Source organism: Actinorugispora endophytica, assembly GCF_004363075.1.
Classification (GTDB): domain Bacteria; phylum Actinomycetota; class Actinomycetes; order Streptosporangiales; family Streptosporangiaceae; genus Actinorugispora; species Actinorugispora endophytica.
On the sequence record NZ_SNYN01000006.1, the window covers coordinates 43447 to 63763 of the forward strand.

The window sequence follows — 20317 nt, forward strand, 5'->3', positions numbered from 1 at the left end:
CTTATCTGCCCAGCATGGAGCCCATGTGGACCACTTAGGGCAAAAGGTGGTGGATCGTCACCTTTTTGGGACCAGAGGCTGAAGCCGCGATCGGATCGTTGCCCGATCGAAACGGGAGCGGGCCGCGCGGCGGTGGAAACGCGTGTGGCCGACATCGGCGAGTTACCTGCGAGGGCCCGCCGCGCGCCGTAGAGTTGCCCTGCAAGCAGGGTCGACATGAGGGGCGATGATGTCGTCTTCCCCGCCGGAACCGCCGAGGCACGGCCTTGTCGCCTGGCTGGTCTTCGTCGCCGCGATCCTGGTGGTGCTCACGATCACCGCGGGGTGCACGGTGATGATGTACGCCCCGGCCTTCGGCTGACCCCGCCCGGCCGCGTCCGGCGGATCGTCCGGGCCCTCGCCGCGCTCCCGCCGGGGTCCTGGCACCGGTGGGGTCCGTCCCCGTCAGAACATCGAGATGTGCACGTGGTCGTAGTGGTTCTCGGTGACGCTGCCCCGGTCGGCCATCTGCCGCCATCCCTCGTCGCCGCGGCGGATGTCCCAGATCTGCTGGCGCCAGATGATGTACATGATGCCGAGGTCGCCGGCGTTGTCCTGGGCCCAGTCCGCGATCGCCTGGCCGTGCGCCTGCTGCTCCTCCGTCGGCATCTGGCCGTTCCCGTTGACCATGAAGTCGCAGGCCCGCCCCTTGGGGTGCTCGCCGACCACGTACCCGCCGCTCTGGCGGTAGCAGCCGTACCCGCCGTTGGCCCGGTTCTCGCCGAACCGCTCGACGACGAGGTTCCTCATCTGCCGGGTCCGCGGGGTGAGGCTGTCCGGCGGACCCATCTCCTGGACGGGGTAGTCCGCGATGAGCTTCTGGACCTCCCTGCGGCGGCCCTCCAGCTCGTCCAGGTCGTCCTCGACCTGGTCGAGCTTCTCCTGGGCGCTCTCCTGGGCCTTGTCGTCGCGCTCCATGGACTCGACGAGGTGCTCGATCTTGTCGTTGTTGGTGGTGGCCAGGTGGTCGACCAGCAGGGCCCGGTCGATGGTCTCCTGCGGGTCGGCCTCGATGAACAGGCTCAGCGCCGGGTCCAGGCCCCCGCTGGTGTAGGCGACCACGGCCAGCTGCCGGACCTGCTCCTTGGCCTCGTCGACCTCCGCGCGGGTGGTTTCGGCCCGCTCCTCGGCCTTCTCGGCGTCCTCGATGACGCCCTCCATGTCGCGCAGCTCGCCGTTGTACTCCTCGCTCAGCGAGTCCGCCCGGTCCAGCAGCGAGTCCAGGCTCTCGGCCGGGGGCGGAGGGGCCAGGGGGGCGGCGTGCGCGGGCGCCGCGGGCACGGTCAGGACGAGCGACAGCGCGCCGACGAGGAGACCGGTGGCGCGCCCGCGGGCGCCCGCGCGGGCGGCGGACGGGCCGGTGAGCCCGGCCAGGCGGTCGCGCCAGGTCCGGTCGGAGGGGTCGGGGGCCCAGAAGTCGGCGTGGTCGGTGTTCCGACCGTCGCCGGTCGAACGGAAGGGCGGCACTGTCTCGCTCCTCGGTCGTGCGGAGGCCCTGCGAACGGCACGCGCCGCTCGACGGGAGGCAGGGACTCCGCTTGTGGGGTCGGCCGGGCGGAACGGTCGGCCTGGGCCCGGTCGCGCCCCCGGATCGTTCTCGGGACCGCGGGCCCCGCACCGGAGGCCGCGCGCTCACCCGGAGGCGTCCCGGGAAGCGCCTCCTGGCGGGCCCGGGGCGGGGACGTCCATCCGCTCGGCGAAACCGAGTGTAGGCGGCTTCGGGGCGGAAAGCCGAAATCCGCGGTGATCCACCCCACTGACCAGGGTGGGGATGATCGCTCCGAAGCGGGCGGCGAAGCCGATTTCCTACTGATATTGTGGGTTTTGAGCCCCTGGTGCGCCGCTCCCACCGGGGGCGCGCCGCCGGGGTTCCACTGCCGTGCCCGGACGCGCCCTGACGAGGAGCTCTCCGGTGGGGCGGGCTTCCCACAAGGAATCCAGACTTTTTCGAGGGAACAGTGATAAACGCTGTCGGCCTGCACAAGGCCTACCGGTTGAAGGGCCGCCGGATCGCGGCTCTCCAGGGCGTCGACCTGCACGTCCGCCAGGGCGAGGTCTACGGCGTCGTGGGGCGGAGCGGCGCGGGCAAGAGCACCCTGCTGCGCTGCGTCAACCTGCTGGAACGCCCCGACCGGGGCGAGGTCCGGGTGGACGGCCAGGACCTCACCGCGCTGGGCTCCGCGCGGCTGCGCGCCGCGCGGCACGGGATCGGGATGGTCCACCAGCACTTCGCGCTGCTGTCCTCGCGGACGGTCGCGGGCAACGTCGCCTTCCCGCTGGAGATCGCGGGAGTCTCCCGGGTCGAGCGCCGTCGGCGCGTGGCCGAGCTGCTGGACCTGGTCGGGCTGGCCGACAGGGCCAGGGCCTATCCGGCCCAGCTGTCGGGCGGGCAGAAGCAGCGGGTGGGAATCGCCCGGGCCCTGGCCCCGCGCCCCAAGGTGCTGCTGTCGGACGAGGCGACCTCGGCGTTGGACCCGGCGACCACCGCCGGGATCCTGGACCTGCTGCGCACGCTCAACCGCGAACTCGGGTTGACCATCCTGCTGATCACGCACGAGATGGAGGTGGTCAAGCGCGTCTGCGACTCCGCGGCGATCATGGAGGACGGCTCCTTCACCGAGTCGGGCCGGGTCTCCGACCTGCTGCGCACCCCCGGATCGCTGCTGACCCGCTCGCTGTTCCCGCTCCCGTCGGACCCGCCGCCCGGAACCGTGGCGCTGACCTACCCGGACGGAACGGACGAGCCGCTGATGTCGCAGATCACCCGGGGCTTCGACGTGGACGTCAACATCATCGCGGGCGCGCTGGAGGAGGTCGCCGGGCACTCGGTGGGCCGCCTCAACGTGCGGATCACCGGCGAGCGCCGGGCCGAGGCGCTCGCCTACCTGGCCGACAACGGCCTGCTGGTGGAGGAGGTCCGATGACGGAGTGGTTCGGCGAACTGGCCGCGCGCTGGCCCGAGATGTGGCCGGTCCTGTGGCTGGGCACCCTGGACACCCTCTACATGGTCCTGTGGTCCGGACTCGTCACCGTCGCGGTCGGGCTTCCGCTGGGCGTGCTGCTGGTGGCGACCGACCGGGACGGGCTCACCCCCGCCCCGGTCCTCAGGGCGGTGCTCGGCGCGGTGGTGAACGTGGGGCGCTCGCTGCCGTTCATCGTGCTGATGGTCGCGGTGCTCTCCCTGACCCGGTTCATCACCGGCACCACACTGGGGCCCACCGCCGCCGTCGTGCCGTTGAGCATCGGCGCGATCCCGTTCTTCGCCCGGCTGGTGGAGACGGCCCTGCGCGAGGTGGACCGCGGCGTCATCGAGGCGTCGCACGCGATGGGCGCGCGCAAGAGCGTCATCGTCGTCAAGGTGCTGCTGCCCGAGGCGCTTCCCGGCCTGGTCGCGAGCCTGGTGATGACGGTCGTCACGCTGGTCTCGTACTCGGCGATGGCGGGGGCCATCGGCGGCGGCGGGCTCGGCGACATCGCCATCCGGTACGGCTACCAGCGCTTCGACGACTACTACCTGTGGGCGACCGTCGTCTTCCTGGTCCTGATGGTCCAGCTGGTGCAGAGCGCGGGGGACCTCCTCGTGCGGAGGGTGTCCCACCGGTGACACGCCACAGGGGCCCCGAACGGGGCCGTTCCAACCGACAGTCAACGACGACAAGGAGTGGTGACATGCGCAGGACGATCGCGGGGGTCGGGGCCATCGCACTGGCGGCGACGGTCTCGGCGTGCGGGGCGCCCAGTGAGAACGCCTCCGACGGGGGCCCGGAGCAGGAGGGCCTGACCACCCTGACCGTCGGGGTGAGCCCTGTTCCGCACGGCGAGATCCTGGCGTTCGTCCAGGACGAGCTGGCCGCCGACGCGGGCCTCAACCTGGAGATCGTGGAGATCGCGGACTACAACCAGCCCAACCCGCAGCTCGCCCAGGGCGAACTGGACGCCAACTACTTCCAGCACCGCACCTTCCTGGAGGAGTGGCAGGCGGCCAACCCCGACGACGAGCTCGCCTACATCAGCGACGTGCACGTGGAGCGGCTGGGCCTGTACTCGGACAAGCACGAGAGCGTCGGGGACATCCCCGACGGCGCGGAGATCGCGGTGCCCAACGACGCGGCGAACCTGGACCGCGCGCTGGCGACCCTGGAGGCCGAGGGCCTCATCACGGTCGACCCCGAGGCGGGGGCCCTGGCCACCGAGGCCGACATCACCGACAACCCCAAGGACGTCACGGTGACCCCGCTGGAGGCGGCGCAGCTGCCCAGGTCGCTGCCTGACGTGGACGCCGCCGTCGTCAACGGCAACTACGCCATCGAGGCCGACCTCCCCGGGACGGCCAACGAGCTGGCGTGGGAGCCCAGCGACACCGCCGACTACGTCGAGGACTACGCCAACGGACTGGTGGTCCGCGCGGCGGACGCCGAGGACCCCGACCTCGTCAAGCTGGGCGAGCTGCTGCACAGCGACGAGGTGCGGGCCTACGTCGAGGAGACCTGGCAGGGCGTGGTCTTCCCGGTCGACGACCAGGCCTGACCCACCGCCCCGCTTCGGGAGCGGACCGCTCGGACCGCCCGGATTCCCTGGTGAGCAGGGTTTCCGGGCGGTCTTCGCGTTTTCCGGGAAAGCCTCGGAGTGATCCAGGTAACGGTTGCGTTGCGTAAGCATGATCGGGGATTGACGGAAGGCAGTGGCGTGGGCCACTCTCTTGGGAGCGCTCCCAGCCCGGGGGATTCGGGACGCGATCCAAGACATTCCACCTTGAGCGAGGGGTCGCACATGCGAGCTTCTAATCGTCGGCACTGGAAGGTGGCCGCCGCGGCGGTCGGAGCGGTCGCACTGCTCACCGCCACCGCGTGCGGCGGCGGGGACACGGCCGAGGACGGCGAGATCACGCTGACCATCGACACCTTCGGGGTCTTCGGGTACGACGCGCTCTTCGAGCAGTACATGGAAGAGAACCCGAACATCACGATCGAGGAGAACAACCTCAGCGACCTCAACGCCGACTACGTCCCGGCGCTGCAGCAGAACATCGCGGCCGGCGACGGCGCGGGCGACATCGTCGCCATCGAAGAGGGCATCGTCCAGCAGTTCTACCTCAGCCAGAGCGACAACTTCGTCGACCTCGGCGAGTACGGCGCGGCCGACATCGAGGGCAACTACCTGCCGTGGAAGTGGGAGCTGGGCAAGGACGCCGAGGGGCGCGTCGTGGGCCTGGGCACCGACATCGGCGGCATGAGCATGTGCTACAACAAGTCCCTCTTCGAGGACGCCGGCCTGCCGACCGACCGCGAGGAGGTCGGCGCCAGGTGGGAGACCTGGGAGGACTTCATCGCCCTCGGCGAGGAGTTCCAGAAGGCCGAGACCGGCGCCTCCTTCGTCTCCACCGTCACCCCGTACTTCAACGCCATGAACGCCCAGGGCGGCACGCACACCTTCTTCGACACCGAGAACAACCTGGTGGCCGAGAGCAACCCGGTCATCACGGACAGCTGGGACCTGGCGGAGCAGATGGCCGACAAGGGCCTGTCCGCCAACCTGCCCATGTGGTCCGACGAGTGGAACGCCGGCATCCAGAACAACGTCTTCGCGACCCTGCCCTGCCCGGCCTGGATGCTCGGCCACATCGAGAGCACCGCGGGTGAGAGCGGCCGCGACCGCTGGGACGTCGCCTCCGTGCCCGGCAACGGCGGCAACTGGGGCGGTTCCTGGCTCTCGGTGACCACCCAGAGCGAGCACCCCGAGGAAGCGGCCGACCTGGCCATGTTCCTGAGCAGCCCCGAAGGCCAGACCTCCGCCTGGAACGAGGCCAACACGCTGCCCTCCTCGCCGCAGGCCCTTGAGGACCCGGCCGTCACCGAGTTCACCCGCGACTACTTCAACCAGGCCCCCGTCGGCGCGATCTACAGCGAGACCGCCCAGCAGCTGGAGCCCGTCTACTACGGCGTCCACAACGCCCAGGTCTCCGAGGAGTTCCGCAAGGCCCTCGAGGCCATGGAGCAGGGACAGGCCTCCCCGAGCGAGGCCTGGGACCAGGCCATCAGCAACTCCGAGCGGGCCGCGGGCCAGTAGCGCCCCTGCCCCCCGAACGTGCGGACCCGCCCCGCGCCCCGCCCTCGCCGGCGGTCTCTCCAGCCGGGGCGGGTCCGCACATCCCCGTGTCGAAAGGCGCGGTCCGGTCCGGGCGGCCCGTCCCGGTCCCTCCGGAGTCTCTTCTCCCGACTCCGGCGGGGACGGGCCGCCTGCTCCGTCTGACATCTGACCACCCACCGACCATCCACGAGGAGCGCACGACGTGACTCTTCTCAGGCGCGGCGGCGCCCCGCCCAGGGACACGGAGGGCGCGACCCCTCCCGATCCCTCGAACGACGACCGGAAGCGGCGGGAGCAGCGACAGATCCTGCTCACCCGCCTGGACCTCCGGACCTCCCCCTACCTGTTCATCGCGCCCTTCTTCCTGCTCTTCGCGGTGTTCGGGCTCTTCCCGCTGCTCTACACGGTCTGGGTCTCCCTGCACGACTGGACGCTCCTGGGCGGCAACCAGGGCTTCGTCGGCATCGACAACTACGTCCGCCTGGCCCAGGACGCGAAGTTCTGGAACGCGCTGTACAACACCTTCGGGATGTTCGTCCTCGGCGTGGTCCCCCAGCTGCTGCTGGCCATGTTCCTGGCCGACACGCTGAGCCGCAGGATCCGCGCCGTCAACTTCTTCCGGATGGGGCTGCTCCTGCCCTACCTGACCTCGGTCGCGGCCGTGGCCATCGTCTTCTCCCAGCTGTTCGGGACCGAGTTCGGCCTGGTCAACTACGCGCTCGGGTTCTTCGGCATCGACCCGGTGAACTGGAAGGGCGGAACCTTCTCGTCCTGGGCGGTCATCGCGGTGATGGTCGACTGGCGCTGGACCGGCTACAACGCCCTGATCTACCTGGCGGCCATGACCGCCATCTCCAAGGACCTGTACGAGGCCGCCTCGATCGACGGCGCCTCCCGCATGCGCCAGTTCTGGCAGATCACCGTCCCGATGCTGCGGCCCACCATCATCTTCACCGTGATCGTCTCCACCATCGGGCAGATGCAGCTGTTCACCGAGCCGGTCATCTTCGACGGCGGCAGCGTCGCCGGCGGTACGCAGGGCCAGTTCCAGACCGTCATGATGCTCATCTTCGAAGAGGGCTTCCGGTTCAACAACTACGGGTACGGCTCGGCGATCGCCTGGACGCTGTTCGTGCTCATCGTCCTGATCGGCGCGCTCAACGCGCTGCTCAGCAGCAGGATCAAGGGGGCGCAGTGACCACCACGCTGAACCCGCCGCCCACCAGGCCCACGCCGGCCGGGGGCGGGGGCAGGAACCGCGCCAGGCGGGCCAAGGGCAGCAGCGGGATGCGCGAGGCCACCCCGCTGACCTATATCGGGCTCACCATCACCGTCCTGCTGTCGGTGTTCCCCCTGTGGTGGATGTTCGTCGTGGCCAGCCGCGACTCGGCGGCCGCCTCGGCCCGCCCGCCGCAGTTCCTGCCCGGCGGGAACTTCCCGGCCAACCTGGAGCGGCTCTTCGCCAACACCACGGCCAACTTCACGCTCGGCCTGACGAACTCGGCGATCTCGGCCACCGTGCTCGCGGTGTCGGTGGTGCTCTTCTCCTCCATGGCCGGGTTCGCCCTGGCCAAGCTGCGCTTCAAGGGCCGCAACGTCGCCGCGGTCGGCGTCGTCGTGACCATGGCCGTCCCGGTGCAGATGGGCATCATCCCGCTGCTCATGCTGATGGGGTGGTTCGGCTGGCGCGGCGAGATCATCTCGATCATCGTCCCGTTCATGGTCAGCGGCTTCGGCGTGTTCATGATGCGCCAGTACTGCATCCAGGCGATCCCCGACGAGCTCCTGGAAGCGGCGCGCATGGACGGCTGCTCCACCTTCCGCGTCTACTGGAGCGTGGTGCTGCCCGCGCTGCGCCCGGCCATGATCGTGCTCGGCCTGTTGACGTTCATGACGCAGTGGAACGAGTTCACCTGGGCGCTGGCCGTGCTGACCCCCTCCAACCCGACGGTCCAGCTCGCCATCAACCAGCTCAACCAGTCGGCGTACTCCCGCGACTTCGCCCTGATGTTCACCGGATCGGTCGTCGCCACCCTCCCGCTGCTGATTCTGTTCTTCGTCCTCGGCCGCCAGCTGATCGGCCGGATCATGGAAGGTGCCATCAAATCGTGACTTCGCAGCCAGCCACCTCGCTCTCCCGGACCGGTCAAGAGTCCGAGACCGGCGTCCAGTTCCCTCCCGGCTTCGTCTGGGGAGTGGCCACCGCCTCCTTCCAGATCGAGGGCTCGACCACGGCCGACGGCCGGGGCGCCAGCATCTGGGACACCTTCAGCGCGACCCCCGGCAAGGTCCAGAACGGCGACACCGGGGACCCCGCCTGCGACCACTACAACCGTTACCGCGACGACGTCGCGCTCATGCGCGACCTGGGCGTCGGCGCCTACCGCTTCTCCGTGGCCTGGCCGCGCGTCCAGCCCACCGGCAGCGGCAAGCCCCTCCAGGCGGGGCTGGACTTCTACGACAAGCTCGTGGACGCCCTGCTGGAGGTCGGGATCGAGCCGTGGCCGACCCTCTACCACTGGGACCTGCCCCAGACGCTGGAGGACGCGGGCGGCTGGCCCAACCGCGACACCGCCTACCGGTTCGCCGAGTACGCGGGCGTCATGTACGAGCTGCTGGGCGACCGGATCACCAACTGGAACACCCTCAACGAGCCGTGGTGCGCGGCGTTCCTGGGCTACGCCTCCGGCGTGCACGCGCCGGGCCGCCGCGAGCCCGCGTCCGCGCTGGCCGCGGCGCACCACCTGATGCTGGGCCACGGCCTGGCCGCCAACGTCATCCGCGACCTGGGAGCCGGGGCCGGGCGCGCGCCGCTGGTGGGCATCGTGCACAACCAGACCACGGTGCGCCCGTACACCGACGGCGAAGCCGACGTGGACGCCGCCCGGCGCATCGACGCCCTGCGCAACCGGATCTTCACCGAGCCGCTGGTCAAGGGGCGCTACCCCGAGGACCTGCTCGCCGACGTCGCCGCGGTCAGCGACTACGGCTTCGTGCGCGACGGCGACCTGGAGACCATCTCCGCGCCCCTGGACATGCTGGGCGTCAACTTCTACAACCCCAGCTGGGTGTCCGGCTCCCGGGAGGGAGTGGACCCGGACGACCTGGGCCCCGCCGAGTACTCGCCGTCGGTCGGCAGCGAGCACGTCGTCGACGTGGACACCGGCCTGCCGGTCACCGCCATGGGCTGGCCGATCGACGCCACCGGTCTCTACGACACGCTGACCCGACTCGCCGCCGACTACCCGGGCCTGCCCCTGTACGTCACCGAGAACGGCGCCGCCTTCGAGGACAGGGTCGTCGACGGCGCGGTGCACGACGAGGACCGGATCGCCTACCTGGACGCCCACCTGAGGGCGGCGCACGAGGCGATCGGGGCGGGGGTGCCGCTCAAGGGCTACTTCGCCTGGTCGCTGATGGACAACTTCGAGTGGGCGCTCGGCTACGGCAAGCGGTTCGGCCTCGTGCACGTCGACTACGACACCCAGGTCCGGACCGTCAAGGACAGCGGCCTGTGGTACGGGCGGGTCGCCCGCAACGGGGGGATCGGCGCCGCGGACTAGGGGCCGCTCCCCGGTCGCGCCCGGGTGGACGAGCGTCCTCCGGGGCGGGGCCGCGAGCCGGTCCGCGACGGCCGCGGCGGAGCCCGCCCCGGGGGCCCGAGCCCGAGAGGTTCGAGGAGTACGCCCCGGCGTTCGCGGCTGTGCTGTCGCCGTTCCGGCGTGCTCCAGGATAGAAAAAGGGGGCGCCGGGACGGCGCTGCCATGGGTTGGGGGAAAGCGATGGAACGTCGGCGGCGTCCGACACTGGAGATGGTGGCCGCTCTCGCGGGGGTCGGCAGGGGGACCGTCTCCCGGGTGATCAACGGGTCCGAGCAGGTGAGTCCGGCCACCCGCGAGGCCGTGCAGCAGGCGGTCCGGGAGCTGGGGTACGTTCCCAACCGGGCGGCCCGGACGCTGGTCACGCGGCGTACCGACACGGTGGCGCTGGTGGTGTCGGAGAGCAACCAGCGCCTCTTCTCCGACCCCTTCTTCGCGGGGATCGTGCTCGGGGTGGGGATGGCCCTGTCCGAGCGGGGCTTCCAGCTGCTGCTGGCCACCGGCCGCTCGGGCACCGAGCACGAGCGGCTCGGCGGCTACCTCGCCGGGCAGCACGTCGACGGCGTGCTGCTGCTGTCGCTGCACAGGAACGACCCGCTCCCGAAGCTGCTGTCGGAGTCGGGTGTGCCCTTCGTCTACGGCGGCCGGCCGCTCGGGATGTCCGAGGACCAGATGTCGTACGTGGACATCGACAACTTCGGCGGGGGCCGGATCGCCACCCGGAGGCTGATCGAGACCGGCCGGCGCAAGATCGCCACCATCACCGGCCCCCAGGACATGATCGCCGGTGTGGAGCGGCTCCAGGGCTACCGCGCGGCGCTGGACGAGGTCGGCATCGAGTTCGACGAGAGCCTCGTGTTCTACGGGGACTTCAGCTACGACAGCGGCACGTCGGCCATGCGGGCCCTCCTCGAGCGCCACCCCGACCTGGACGCGGTGTTCGCCGCCTCGGACCTGATGGGCCTGGCGACGCTGCGCGTGCTGCGCGCGGCGGGGCGCACGTCTCCCGGGGACGTCGCCGTGGTCGGCTACGACGACTCGACCCTCGCCGAGCACGCGGAGCCGCCGATGACCACCGTCAACCAGCCGACCGAGCTGATGGGCCGGGAGATGGCGCGGGTGCTCATCGACCGCATCACCGGCGACTCCGCCGAGCCCGTCCAGCTGATCCTGGACACCCACCTGGTACTGCGCGAGTCCGCCTGACCGGCCCTTCCACGGGCTCCCGCCCGGCAGGCCCCAGTGGACGCGGACTCGCCCGCTGTGCCACGCTGACCTGAAAAGAAGGCGTCGAGAACAGCGGGGGGACGGTCGGGTGCGGGTGGAGACGCTCCGAGCGCGGTGCGAACTGGACGGCTGCGAATGGTGCGACCGCGCCGCCGGCCCCTGCCGCTGCTGCGGCGGCACGGGCCGGTGGCGTCCGGAGATGCCCCGCCGCGAGGCCTCGGGGGTGATCTGCTGGACCCGCGTCGAGGAGTGGTGCCGCATGTGCGCGGGCACCGGCAAGGAGCACAACCCGCTGTAGCCCCGTCCTTCCGATCCGGTCCGGAAGAGCCGGTATGTTGCCTGGAAGGGAGCCGCGCCCGCACGGGGAGCACCGGGACGGGGCGCCGGCCGGGAGGGGTTGCTGAATGCGTTGGGTCACCTATCTGTCCCCCAGCGGGGGTGAGCGGCGCCCGGGTGTCGTCGACGACGGATGCGTCTTCGGTTATCCGGGCCCCGAGAGCATGCCCGAACTGCTCGCGGCGGGCCGGGACGCCATGGCCGACGCCTACCAGCGGGCGCTCGCGGTCCCCGTGGAGATCATCGTCGAGTTCGAGACGCGGCTGTGCGTCCCGCTGGAGCCCCGCGATCCGGTCCCCGTGCGCGGGGCCGACGCCGAGGAGCAGTCGGTCGAGCCGCACCTGGTCCACGGCACCGACGACGGCGTCGCCCTGCCCGCGGGAGAGCCGGGTCTGCTGGCCGACGTGGGCGTGGCGGCGGTCTTCGGCGGGGGAGGAGGGCACGCCGGGTACACCCTGGCCTGCCTGTGGCGCACCCTCGGCGGCGGGCGGGTCGGCCTGACCCTGGGCCCGGCCATCACCACGTGCGACGAGTTCGACGGCGCCGACCTCGTCGTCTCCGGGAGCGTCGAGGGCAAGCCGGTGGCGGAGGCGGTCCTGGACGGCGGGCTCGGCTGGTCCCGGGGGCTGGGCGGGGCCTTGGTCGGCTCCCTGCCCGCCCGGACCCGGCTGCTGGAGCCGGGCGAGGAGCTCCTCGTGGACGGCGGCCCGCTCGGCGAGTTCGAACTCCGGGTGGGCTCGGGCGCTTAGCCCGCGGTCGTACCTCCCCGCTGATCTTGACGTTTTCGGGGTCTCAACCACGTCCGAGACCCCGAAAAGGTCAAGATCACCGAGAAGAACGGGCGTCGAGGTACTCCCAATGCCAGGGCTCGAAGCCGTTCCGCGCCCAGTCGGGGTTGGTCCAGCCGTACGACGGGGCGGTGTCCAGCATCCAGGCGTGCTCCCGCGAGCCGTGCTCGTGGACGCCGCCGCACAGGTCGACGGCCAGGCCCAGGCCGTGCGCGCTGGTGCCGGGGCGGGCGGCCGTACCCGGGGGCTTCTCCCGGAAGAGCCTGACCTGCTCGTCGAACGGACGGTAGGAGTCGGTGACGCACATGGGGCGGCCGAAGCGCTCCCGGTAGGCGCCGTCCAGTTCGATGAACGCCGCGGCGGCGTCGGCGCGCAGCGCCTCACCCGGCTGGGGGAGCGGGCAGAGCGCGGACGCGGGAATCCCGCCGTTGGGATGGCGGTCGAACGGCCCGCCGGTGCACGCCGCGTCCGACGGTCCGGCGGCGTCCTCGGAGCCGTCCCCGGAGTCGTCCCCGGGGTCCGTTCCGGACGGTTCGGCGGAGTCCCAGGGGGCGCCGTGGTCGGCGTTCCCGACCGCGCTCCGGGCCCGCAGCAGGGCGCGCTCGTGCTCGGCCCCCGGTTCGGCGTCGCCCTCCCGGGCCGCGGCGAGCGCGGTGTCCAGGCCGGTCTGCTCCTCCAGGAGGGACCTCAGTTCCGACTCCTGCGCGTCCACCGCGTCCAGCGCGGTGTTCCTGGCCTCGGCCGCGTCCAGCGCGGCCGCGCCCCGCGCCTCCCGGGTGGCCCGGGCGCGCCGGCGCAGGGTCTCGCCGACCAGGCCCGCGGCGTTCGCGCGGTCCAGCCGGTCCAGCTTCCGGCCGTCGAGCAGCCGAAGGTAGCCGTCGCGCGCCAGGACCTCCTGGAGGGCGCCGCCGTCCGCCCAGGCCTGGGCGGGGCCCAGGTCGACGCCCTGGTACGCCAGGACCGCGTACCGCACGCCGCCGGAGCGGGCCTCGCCGTGCAGGTCCGCGGCCACGTCGGCCTGCTCCCGGGCCTCCTCGTACGCGTCGGCGGCCTCCTCCAGCAGCTCCCGCTGCTCCTCGTAGGCCAGGATCGCCGCGTCGGCGTCCGCGTACAGTTCGTCCAGCCTGGCGCCGACCTCGGCGAGCCTGATCCTGAGGCTCTCGACCGACACGGGCTCCCGCGCTCCCGCGCTCCCCGCGGGCGCGGCGGCCAGGCAGGCGCCCAGAACGATCGCGGCCGTACGCCGACACGCGCTGTTGCGTTGCCTCACGGCCCGTTCCCCCAGCCCCCGAAAAAACGTGTGTGCGGCGTCACGATGCCACGTTGACCGGCGGCTTCCCAGTTTGCGCGAGGTGTGTTCAAAAAGTTATCAACGTGTCGGGGGAGGGCTCGTATCCTCCTCTCCACACGCAGAAGTCGCACGAGAGAGGCCCCGAGGACTAGCCCTGGGGGCGCAAAACGTATAAACCGGTCCCAGGCGACTCCGGCGGTTGGGGATAATCGGGGTATGCGGGATGTCTGGCCGGATTGGTACGCTAACGACCTCACGCACGCCGTTTCGGTTTAGCGGTGAGCGACGCCTCTCTCCCCATGAGGTGCGTCCTGGCGGCGGCAAGATCCCCCTTCTCAATGCCGGGCCACTACACATGACATCTCAAACGGCGCTCCGTGCTGTTCGCACAGTCCATACGGCGCCGTATGCGTGATCCTGTCTGGATTCCACCCACCATGGGGTCCTTGATCCAGTGCCCGAGGCGGTGACACGAAAGGTTGCGAGGGTCCGTGTCGACACGAGCGACGAAAAATGGTGCTGAAGCCACCGACGAAGTGCCGGACCAGGCCGGATCGGCCGACCGGAGCGCTTCGTCGAAGCGCTCCGCCCGATGGATGACTCCCCGGAACTGGCGCGTCCGTTCCCGGCTGGTTGCGCTCGTCGTCATTCCCACCGCGGCCGTCCTGCTCCTGGGCGGCCTGCGAATCTCAGAGAACGTCGCGACCACGCTCACGCACGAGCGCATCGAGACGATGGCGGCCCTGAGCGAGGACGTCGTGCTGCTGGCCAACGGGTTGGGCAAGGAACGCCTGCTCACCGCGGCCTACATCGCCGACAACCCCAACCCGGAGCAGCGGTCCAACTCCCGCCAGGTAGAACTGGAGGAGCAGCAGAACATCGTCGACCAGGCGCTCAACGACGTGCGCACCGGCGCCAACGAGTTGGGCAACCCGGGCAACGAGACCGCCAGCGGTCGGCTCGACACGATGCTGACCGACCTGGAGGCGCTGACCAGCCTGCGCGAGGAGGTCAGGAGCACCCGCATCACGATGCTCCCGGCGGTCACCAAGTACCGCCAGATCATCTCCTCGCTCATCAGCTTCAACGAGACGATGGCCAACGACACGGACAGCACCGCGCTGCGCGAGAGCGTGCGCGCGCTGACCGCGCTGAGCAAGGCCCGTGACCACCAGTCGTACGAGTCCGCGCTGATGTTGCACTCGCTGATGCGGAACTCGATGTCGGGCGGCAGCCAGGAGGCCATCGAGACCACCCAGGCGCGCTACAGCAACGAGATCCTGAACTTCCGGGCCAGCGCGACCACCGAGCAGCGGGCGCTGTTCGACGACAACTACACCGGTCTCGAGGTCAGCCGGCTGGGCACGATGCGCCTGCGCGTCATGATGCGCGCGGCCGAGAACCAGCCGCTGAGCGGCATCTCCTCGGGCGACGGGGCCGACGACTACCAGAACGTGGCCGACGCCGCGCTGGAGCGCATGCAGCAGGTGGAGGGCTCGATGGCCGCCTCGGTGCGCGAGGAGGCGACCGCCCTCAAGAACAGGTCGCTCACCCAGGCGATCGGCGACTCCATCATGGTGTTCGCGGTCATCATCGCGGTCTTCATCGTCACCATGCTGGTGGCCCGCTCCATGGTCACCCCGCTGCGCGCGCTGCGCGACGGAGCCATGCGCATCGCGGCCAAGGAGCTGCCGGAGTCCATCAACCGGATGCGGGAGACCAACGCGGGCCCGGGGGAGGTGCGGATCGCCCCGATCGACGTCGACTCGAGCGACGAGATCGGTGAGGTGGCCAGATCCTTCGACGAGGTCCACCGGGTCGCGCTGCGCCTGGCCTCGGACGAGGCGGCGCTGCGGAACAACGTCAACGCGATGTTCGTCAACCTGTCCCGCCGCAGCCAGACGCTGGTCGAGCGGCAGCTCCGCCTCATCGACGGCCTGGAGCAGAGCGAGCAGGACGACGAGCGCCTGGGCGACCTCTTCCAGCTCGACCACCTGGCCACCCGCATGCGCCGCAACAACGAGAACCTGCTGGTTCTGTCCGGCCAGGACAACACCCGCAAGTGGGCCCAGCCGGTCCCGCTGGTCGACGTGTTGCGCGGCGCGATCTCCGAGGTCGAGCAGTACGAGCGCGTCAACGTCCGGGCCCCCTCGCACATCTCGGTCCTGGGCCGCCCGGTCAACGACGTCATCCACCTCGTCGCCGAGCTGGTCGAGAACGCCACCGCGTTCTCCTCGCACGACACCCAGGTCTCGGTCAACGCCCGCGCCCTGGACGGCGGCGAGGTCATGGTCGAGATCACCGACTCCGGCATCGGCATGGCGCCCGAGGAGATCGACACCACGAACCAGCGGCTCGCCGAGCCGCCGGTCATCGACGTCGCGATCTCGCGCCGCATGGGCCTGTTCGTGGTCAGCCGCCTGGCCAACCGGCACGGCATCCAGGTCCGGCTGCGCGCCGCGCACAACGGTGGCATCACCGCGCTCGTGGTGCTGCCCGGGGACCTGCTGATCACCCCGGTCGACTCCACCCCGCCCGCGCTCGGCCCGTCGCGCGGCGCGGTCCCGGACACCTACGCCGAGGCCACCGCGGCCTTCGCCTCCTCCCCGGCCCCGGCCGACCCCGCCGACAACGTGTGGCAGCGGCCCGAGAGCAACGACCGCCCCGTATGGGAGCGCGAGTCCCCCTCGTCCCTGCCCAAGCGTTCCGACCCGGCCGCGCGTCCCGAGCAGGAGCCGAGCCAGGCGCAGGAGGAGCACCCGCCGAGCGGCCAGGACCTGTGGGGCGACACGGGATGGGCCAAGCCCGCCCCGCCCGTCGAGCAGGCCCCGCCCGCGCCGGTGGCTCCCCCGAGCGCACCACCCCGCCGGCGCAGCCCGCCCCGCCCGTCTACGGCTACGCCGAGGGGCAGGACCCGGTCGAGGACACCCGGCCGGTCGAGGAGACGCGCGCCTGGCAGGAGCCCGCGGCCCAGCCCTACTCGGGTAACCGCAACGGGGACGGGAGCAGCGTCCCGTCCGAGCCGGAGATCCGCGAGGGCTACGGGTCCACGGCCTACCTCTCCAAGAGGTACGGAACGGGTAGCAGCCACGGCACGGTCGTCCCGCCGTCGCCGGAGAACGGCAGCGAGCCGTTGCCGATCTTCGACTCCATCGAGTCGAACTGGTTCCGCCGCCGCACGGTCAACCCGGCGGTGACGGCGGAGGAGACCGGTCCGATCAGTGCCGTCAACGACACTGACGACGGTTTCACCCCGTTCGGCAGGGAGAGCGCGCCCGCCCCCGAACCGCGTCCTGAGGACGAGTGGCGCTCGGAGGCGGACACCGGGTGGAAGACCGCCGCGGCGAGGGCGAACGAACCGGTCGCCGGAGGCCTCACCACCTCGGGTCTGCCCAAGCGGGTCCCCAAGGCGAACCTGGTTCCGGGCACCGCCCCGGCGCCGGAGAACTTCAAGCAGATCACCTCTCGGTCTCCCGACAAGGTCCGCAACCGGTTCTCCAGTTTCCAGAAGGGGGTCCGCCAGGGCCGGGACGCCTTGGGCAATCCGTCCGAGGAGAGATAGTGTCCGATTTGGAGCTGAATGTTCCAGGAGTGTGCGGGGGTCCGGAGTCCTCCTCCGGGGCCCCCGAACGAGAAGTGGATCACGGATGAAGTATGAATTAGCATCATCTGCACTTCTCGGACATGAAACCGCAATACAGTCGTCAACGATGGACTCTTGGCTTTCGGCCGCCGCTCGGCGCGGCCGATGTGAAGGCTGGGACCGACAGGAGAGCAGATGAATCAACCGGTGAAAGAACTCAACTGGCTGATCACTGACTTCGCTAACCGCGTGCCCGACGTGGCACACGCGATCGTGGTGTCGTCGGACGGGCTGCCGTTGGCCGCCTCGGCGGGCTTCCCCACAGACCGCGCTGACCAGCTGGCGGCCATCGCCTCTGGTCTCTCCAGCCTCACACAAGGCGCGGCCAGGGTTTTCGAAGGCGGAGCGGTTGCGCAGACCGTGGTTGAGATGGAGCGAGGGCTGCTCCTTATCATGGCCATCAGCGATGGATCGTGCCTCGCGGTGCTGGCAGCCGCCGAATGCGATCTCGGTCTGGTCGGTTACGAGATGACACTGCTCGTCGAGCGTGCCGGCCGGGCCTTGACGCCGGCTGCGCGCACCACGGGCATCCACTGATCCACCACCGACAGGAGGAAGTGGTGGCACCACCTCACGGTAGAGATGCCGGGAACCCCTCGTGGTTCGGCAACCAGCCCGTCGGCGCCTCCAGGGCGCTGGCGGACGGTTCGGCCGACGGGGACGTTCCACGACAAGGCCAGCAGGCGGCCGACCAGCAGTGGTCGGCCAGCAACAACGCGCCGAGTTCGCTGGTGCGGCCCTACGCTGTAACCCGGGGCCGGACCAAACCGAAGACTCAGCTGCCGCTGGAGGCGCTGATCTCCACGACGGCCACGGCGCGCAACGAGTTCGGAACCCTGACTCCTGAATGTCAGGCGATCAGCGATCTGTGCCGAGAGTGGCGGTCCGTGGCGGAGATCTCCGCCCTGTGCCGGATTCCGCTCGGCGTCGCGCGGGTGCTCGTGGCGGACATGTCGGAGCAGGGCCTCGTCCAGATCAGGTCGTCGCTCAACACCGACAACCGGCCCAACGCCAACCTGCTTGAAAGGGTGCTCAGTGGACTTCGCAAGCTCTAGCCCGGCCGACGAGGGCGGTGCTGTGGCGAACGCGATGACGTCGGTGAAGATCGTCGTCGCAGGGGGCTTCGGTGTCGGTAAGACGACGTTCGTGGGTTCGGTCTCCGAGATCGTGCCGTTGACCACCGAAGCGGTCATGACCAGCGCGAGCGTCGGGGTCGACGACCTCGCCAAGACGCCGGACAAGCAGACGACCACGGTCGCCATGGACTTCGGCCGCGTCTCCCTGGACTCGGACCTCATCCTCTACCTGTTCGGCACCCCCGGCCAGCACCGCTTCTGGTTCATGTGGGACGACCTGGTCAAAGGCGCCATCGGCGCCGTGGTCCTGGTCGACACCCGCCGCCTCGCCGACTGCTTCCCCGCGATCGACTACTTCGAGGAGGCGAAGCTGCCGTTCATCGTGGCGATCAACGGCTTCGACGCCTACTACCCCCACTCGGCGAACGAAGTACGCGACGCCCTCACCCTCAGTGAGGAGATCCCGATCGTGCAGGTGGACGCCCGGGACCGGACCTCCACCAAAGCCACACTGATCCGCCTGGTCGAGCACGCCATCACCATCGGCGACGCCTCCGCGGCCGGGCAGACCACCTCCACCGGAAGCCAGACCTCCTGGCGTTAGCGCGTGTTTCCCGGATCGATCCGGGAAACACGCCCCGGACCCGCAGGACAGCCCGAGGGGCACGGCGTACGCCGTGCCCCTGGTCTTGTCGCGGCGCCCCGGCGCGGGACGCTGGACGCGCCGCCGGTGAGCGGAGATCATGCGGGAATGACTTCCCATGACGAACGCAGGGCCTTCTGGGAGGGCCGCCTGGGGACGGACTGGACGGAGACCGGCGTCGGCTACCGCGCGCTGGGCAGGCCGTTCAACGAGTGGATGTACCGGGTCCGCAGAGAGGTGTTCCTGCGCGAGGCCGGAGCCCTCGACCTGGACCGGGCGCGGGCCAGAGTGCTCGACATCGGCTCGGGGACCGGTTTCTACGTGCGCGCCTGGCGGGACCTGGGGGTCGGGTCGATCACCGGCTGCGACCTGACGGAGGCGGCCGTGGAGCGGCTGCGGCCGCGCTTCCCCGACGTCCGGTTCGAGCGGCTGGACATCGCCGACCCCGGCGACGCGCTGCCCGAGGCCGCGTTCGACGCGGCCTCCTGCATGGACGTGCTCTTCCACATCACCGACGACGACCGCTACACCGCCGCCCTGGAGTCCGTCGCCCGGGCGGTCCGGCCCGGCGGCTACTTCGTGTTGTCGGAGAACTTCCTGCACCGGCCCGCGGAGCGCGGCGCCAACCAGGTCAACCGCACGATCAGCTGGATCACCGGGCGGCTGGCCCGCGCCGGTTTCGACGTGCTGCGCCGGGCTCCGATGCTGGTGCTGATGAACGCCCAGGTCGACGCCGGCCCCGTGTGGCGCAAGGTGTGGGGAGGGGCGTTGCGCGCGGCGACCCTCACCGAGCCGACCGGCTGGCTCGCCGGGGCCGCCCTGCACCCGCTCGAACGGCGCCTGGTGCGTGCCCGGCGGGAGAGCCCCAGCACCGAGATCATGGTCTGCCGCCGCCGCTGAGCCGAAGCGGACCGGGGGAACCTTGGCGCGCGCTTGCCCGACGCCGGGGGTGTCGCCGCCCGTGGTGGGTAGGGGGCACGGCACCGCTCCCGCCCGGTACGGGAAGAGGGCGCGGGGGCGCTGACACGAGGGGGAGTTCATGACCACCGCGAGGGACATCATGCACAGGGGTGTCAAGTGCGTCGAGGCGAACGTCTCGATGGTCGACGCGGCGCGCATGATGCGCGACATGGGGGTGGGCGCGCTGCCCATCTGCGGCGAGGACGGCAAGCTGAAGGGGATCATCACCGACCGCGACATCGTGGTCAAGTGTCTGGCCGAGGGCAAGGACCCGAGCAGCTGCAACGCGATGGACCTGGCCCAGGGCAAGCCGTTCTACGTGGAGGCGGGGGCCGACATCGACAGGGTGCTGCAGGAGATGACGCAGCACAAGATCAAGCGGATCCCGGTGATCGAGAACCGCGAGCTCGTCGGCATCATCAGCGAGGCCGACCTCGCCCAGCACCTGCCCGAGGACAAGATCGGCAGCCTGGTCGAGGCGATCAAGTCGGGCCCCGCTGACCACGTCTCCTGACCTCTGGCCGAAGGGGCGGGCAGAGGGCGGCCCCCGCGCCACACGGCGCGGGGGCCGCTCCCGGCGGTCCTGCCGGGCTTCCCGGAAGTCGCGCGGACTCCGCCGGCGGTTCCG

General features: G+C 70.7%; 20 protein-coding genes. 18 read left to right on the forward strand and 2 right to left on the reverse strand.

Annotated elements, in window-relative coordinates; translation table 11 throughout:
• Positions 1-229: 229 nt before the first annotated feature.
• On the forward strand, positions 230-361 hold the full coding sequence (locus EV190_RS24305; protein ID WP_279536612.1) for a hypothetical protein: 132 nt from the start codon (positions 230-232) through the stop codon (positions 359-361).
• Between the two features lie 83 nt (positions 362-444).
• On the opposite strand, the gene EV190_RS10465 is transcribed toward EV190_RS24305, so the two are convergent.
• A complete protein-coding gene (locus EV190_RS10465; RefSeq protein ID WP_133741315.1) occupies positions 445-1506 on the reverse strand; it encodes a coiled-coil domain-containing protein in 1062 nt (353 codons plus the stop codon).
• Positions 1507-1997: 491 nt separating this feature from the next.
• On the opposite strand from EV190_RS10465, the gene EV190_RS10470 reads away from it, so the two are divergent.
• From EV190_RS10470 to EV190_RS10515, 10 genes are all read left to right on the forward strand, one after another.
• Positions 1998-2963, forward strand: a complete 966-nt coding sequence (locus EV190_RS10470; protein WP_133741316.1) for a methionine ABC transporter ATP-binding protein — start codon at positions 1998-2000, stop codon at positions 2961-2963.
• Entirely contained in the window at positions 2960-3643 is a 684-nt protein-coding gene (locus EV190_RS10475; RefSeq protein WP_133741317.1) for a methionine ABC transporter permease, read from the forward strand. Before EV190_RS10470 ends, EV190_RS10475 begins: the two co-directional genes overlap by 4 nt.
• 65 nt (positions 3644-3708) lie before the next feature.
• Positions 3709-4566, forward strand: coding sequence for a MetQ/NlpA family ABC transporter substrate-binding protein (locus EV190_RS10480; RefSeq protein WP_133741318.1), 858 nt, complete (start codon positions 3709-3711; stop codon positions 4564-4566).
• Between the two features lie 243 nt (positions 4567-4809).
• Positions 4810-6105 (forward strand): ABC transporter substrate-binding protein, encoded by a 1296-nt coding sequence (locus EV190_RS10485; RefSeq protein ID WP_133741319.1) that lies wholly within the window; start codon positions 4810-4812, stop codon positions 6103-6105.
• Between the two features lie 340 nt (positions 6106-6445).
• Positions 6446-7324, forward strand: a complete 879-nt coding sequence (locus EV190_RS10490; RefSeq protein ID WP_394345519.1) for a carbohydrate ABC transporter permease — start codon at positions 6446-6448, stop codon at positions 7322-7324.
• Positions 7321-8238, forward strand: a complete 918-nt coding sequence (locus EV190_RS10495; RefSeq protein ID WP_394345517.1) for a carbohydrate ABC transporter permease — start codon at positions 7321-7323, stop codon at positions 8236-8238. Before EV190_RS10490 ends, EV190_RS10495 begins: the two co-directional genes overlap by 4 nt.
• The gene (locus tag EV190_RS10500; protein WP_133741320.1) at positions 8235-9689 is read left to right on the forward strand and encodes a GH1 family beta-glucosidase; all 1455 of its coding nucleotides are present in this window, start codon (positions 8235-8237) and stop codon (positions 9687-9689) included. Before EV190_RS10495 ends, EV190_RS10500 begins: the two co-directional genes overlap by 4 nt.
• A 219-nt stretch (positions 9690-9908) precedes the next feature.
• Positions 9909-10931 (forward strand): LacI family DNA-binding transcriptional regulator, encoded by a 1023-nt coding sequence (locus tag EV190_RS10505; RefSeq protein ID WP_133741321.1) that lies wholly within the window; start codon positions 9909-9911, stop codon positions 10929-10931.
• A gap of 115 nt (positions 10932-11046) precedes the next feature.
• On the forward strand, positions 11047-11250 hold the full coding sequence (locus EV190_RS10510; RefSeq protein ID WP_208113151.1) for a hypothetical protein: 204 nt from the start codon (positions 11047-11049) through the stop codon (positions 11248-11250).
• A gap of 106 nt (positions 11251-11356) precedes the next feature.
• Positions 11357-12037 (forward strand): hypothetical protein, encoded by a 681-nt coding sequence (locus tag EV190_RS10515; protein ID WP_133741323.1) that lies wholly within the window; start codon positions 11357-11359, stop codon positions 12035-12037.
• 76 nt (positions 12038-12113) lie between these two features.
• Here the strand turns inward: EV190_RS10515 and EV190_RS10520 are convergent, their stop codons facing one another.
• Positions 12114-13346: a M15 family metallopeptidase gene (locus EV190_RS10520; protein WP_243742490.1), complete on the reverse strand. Its 1233-nt coding sequence runs from the start codon at positions 13344-13346 to the stop codon at positions 12114-12116.
• 617 nt (positions 13347-13963) lie between these two features.
• Between EV190_RS10520 and EV190_RS10525 the strand changes: the two genes are divergently transcribed.
• The 7 genes from EV190_RS10525 to EV190_RS10550 all read left to right on the forward strand — a co-directional run bounded on the left by EV190_RS10525 (position 13964) and on the right by EV190_RS10550 (position 20203).
• The gene (locus EV190_RS10525; protein ID WP_243742491.1) at positions 13964-16564 is read left to right on the forward strand and encodes a sensor histidine kinase; all 2601 of its coding nucleotides are present in this window, start codon (positions 13964-13966) and stop codon (positions 16562-16564) included.
• Entirely contained in the window at positions 16501-16929 is a 429-nt protein-coding gene (locus tag EV190_RS24050) for a hypothetical protein (protein WP_243742492.1), read from the forward strand. The genes EV190_RS10525 and EV190_RS24050 overlap by 64 nt, the downstream gene beginning before the upstream one ends.
• A 216-nt stretch (positions 16930-17145) precedes the next feature.
• On the forward strand, positions 17146-17547 hold the full coding sequence (locus tag EV190_RS10530; RefSeq protein ID WP_133741324.1) for a roadblock/LC7 domain-containing protein: 402 nt from the start codon (positions 17146-17148) through the stop codon (positions 17545-17547).
• Between the two features lie 20 nt (positions 17548-17567).
• Entirely contained in the window at positions 17568-18065 is a 498-nt protein-coding gene (locus tag EV190_RS10535) for a DUF742 domain-containing protein (RefSeq protein WP_243742493.1), read from the forward strand.
• Between the two features lie 34 nt (positions 18066-18099).
• Positions 18100-18690, forward strand: a complete 591-nt coding sequence (locus tag EV190_RS10540) for a GTP-binding protein (protein ID WP_133741505.1) — start codon at positions 18100-18102, stop codon at positions 18688-18690.
• A gap of 147 nt (positions 18691-18837) precedes the next feature.
• On the forward strand, positions 18838-19629 hold the full coding sequence (locus EV190_RS10545; protein ID WP_133741325.1) for a class I SAM-dependent methyltransferase: 792 nt from the start codon (positions 18838-18840) through the stop codon (positions 19627-19629).
• A 139-nt stretch (positions 19630-19768) separates the two neighbouring features.
• Positions 19769-20203 carry a CBS domain-containing protein gene (locus tag EV190_RS10550; protein WP_133741326.1) on the forward strand — a complete coding sequence of 145 codons (435 nt, stop codon included), beginning with the start codon at positions 19769-19771 and terminating at the stop codon, positions 20201-20203.
• Positions 20204-20317 lie beyond the last annotated feature (114 nt).

What these genes read in the sequence shown, in the direction of transcription:
- EV190_RS24305 (WP_279536612.1), top strand. Translation starts at nt 230, where the DNA reads ATGTCGTCTTCCCCGCCGGAACCGCCGAGGCACGGCCTTGTCGCCTGG.
- EV190_RS10475 (WP_133741317.1), top strand. Translation starts at nt 2,960, where the DNA reads ATGACGGAGTGGTTCGGCGAACTGGCCGCGCGCTGGCCCGAGATGTGG.
- EV190_RS10480 (WP_133741318.1), top strand. Translation starts at nt 3,709, where the DNA reads ATGCGCAGGACGATCGCGGGGGTCGGGGCCATCGCACTGGCGGCGACG.
- EV190_RS10485 (WP_133741319.1), top strand. Translation starts at nt 4,810, where the DNA reads ATGCGAGCTTCTAATCGTCGGCACTGGAAGGTGGCCGCCGCGGCGGTC.
- EV190_RS10505 (WP_133741321.1), top strand. Translation starts at nt 9,909, where the DNA reads ATGGAACGTCGGCGGCGTCCGACACTGGAGATGGTGGCCGCTCTCGCG.
- EV190_RS10515 (WP_133741323.1), top strand. Translation starts at nt 11,357, where the DNA reads ATGCGTTGGGTCACCTATCTGTCCCCCAGCGGGGGTGAGCGGCGCCCG.
- EV190_RS10525 (WP_243742491.1), top strand. Translation starts at nt 13,964, where the DNA reads ATGACTCCCCGGAACTGGCGCGTCCGTTCCCGGCTGGTTGCGCTCGTC.
- EV190_RS10530 (WP_133741324.1), top strand. Translation starts at nt 17,146, where the DNA reads ATGAATCAACCGGTGAAAGAACTCAACTGGCTGATCACTGACTTCGCT.
- EV190_RS10540 (WP_133741505.1), top strand. Translation starts at nt 18,100, where the DNA reads ATGACGTCGGTGAAGATCGTCGTCGCAGGGGGCTTCGGTGTCGGTAAG.
- EV190_RS10545 (WP_133741325.1), top strand. Translation starts at nt 18,838, where the DNA reads ATGACTTCCCATGACGAACGCAGGGCCTTCTGGGAGGGCCGCCTGGGG.
- EV190_RS10550 (WP_133741326.1), top strand. Translation starts at nt 19,769, where the DNA reads ATGACCACCGCGAGGGACATCATGCACAGGGGTGTCAAGTGCGTCGAG.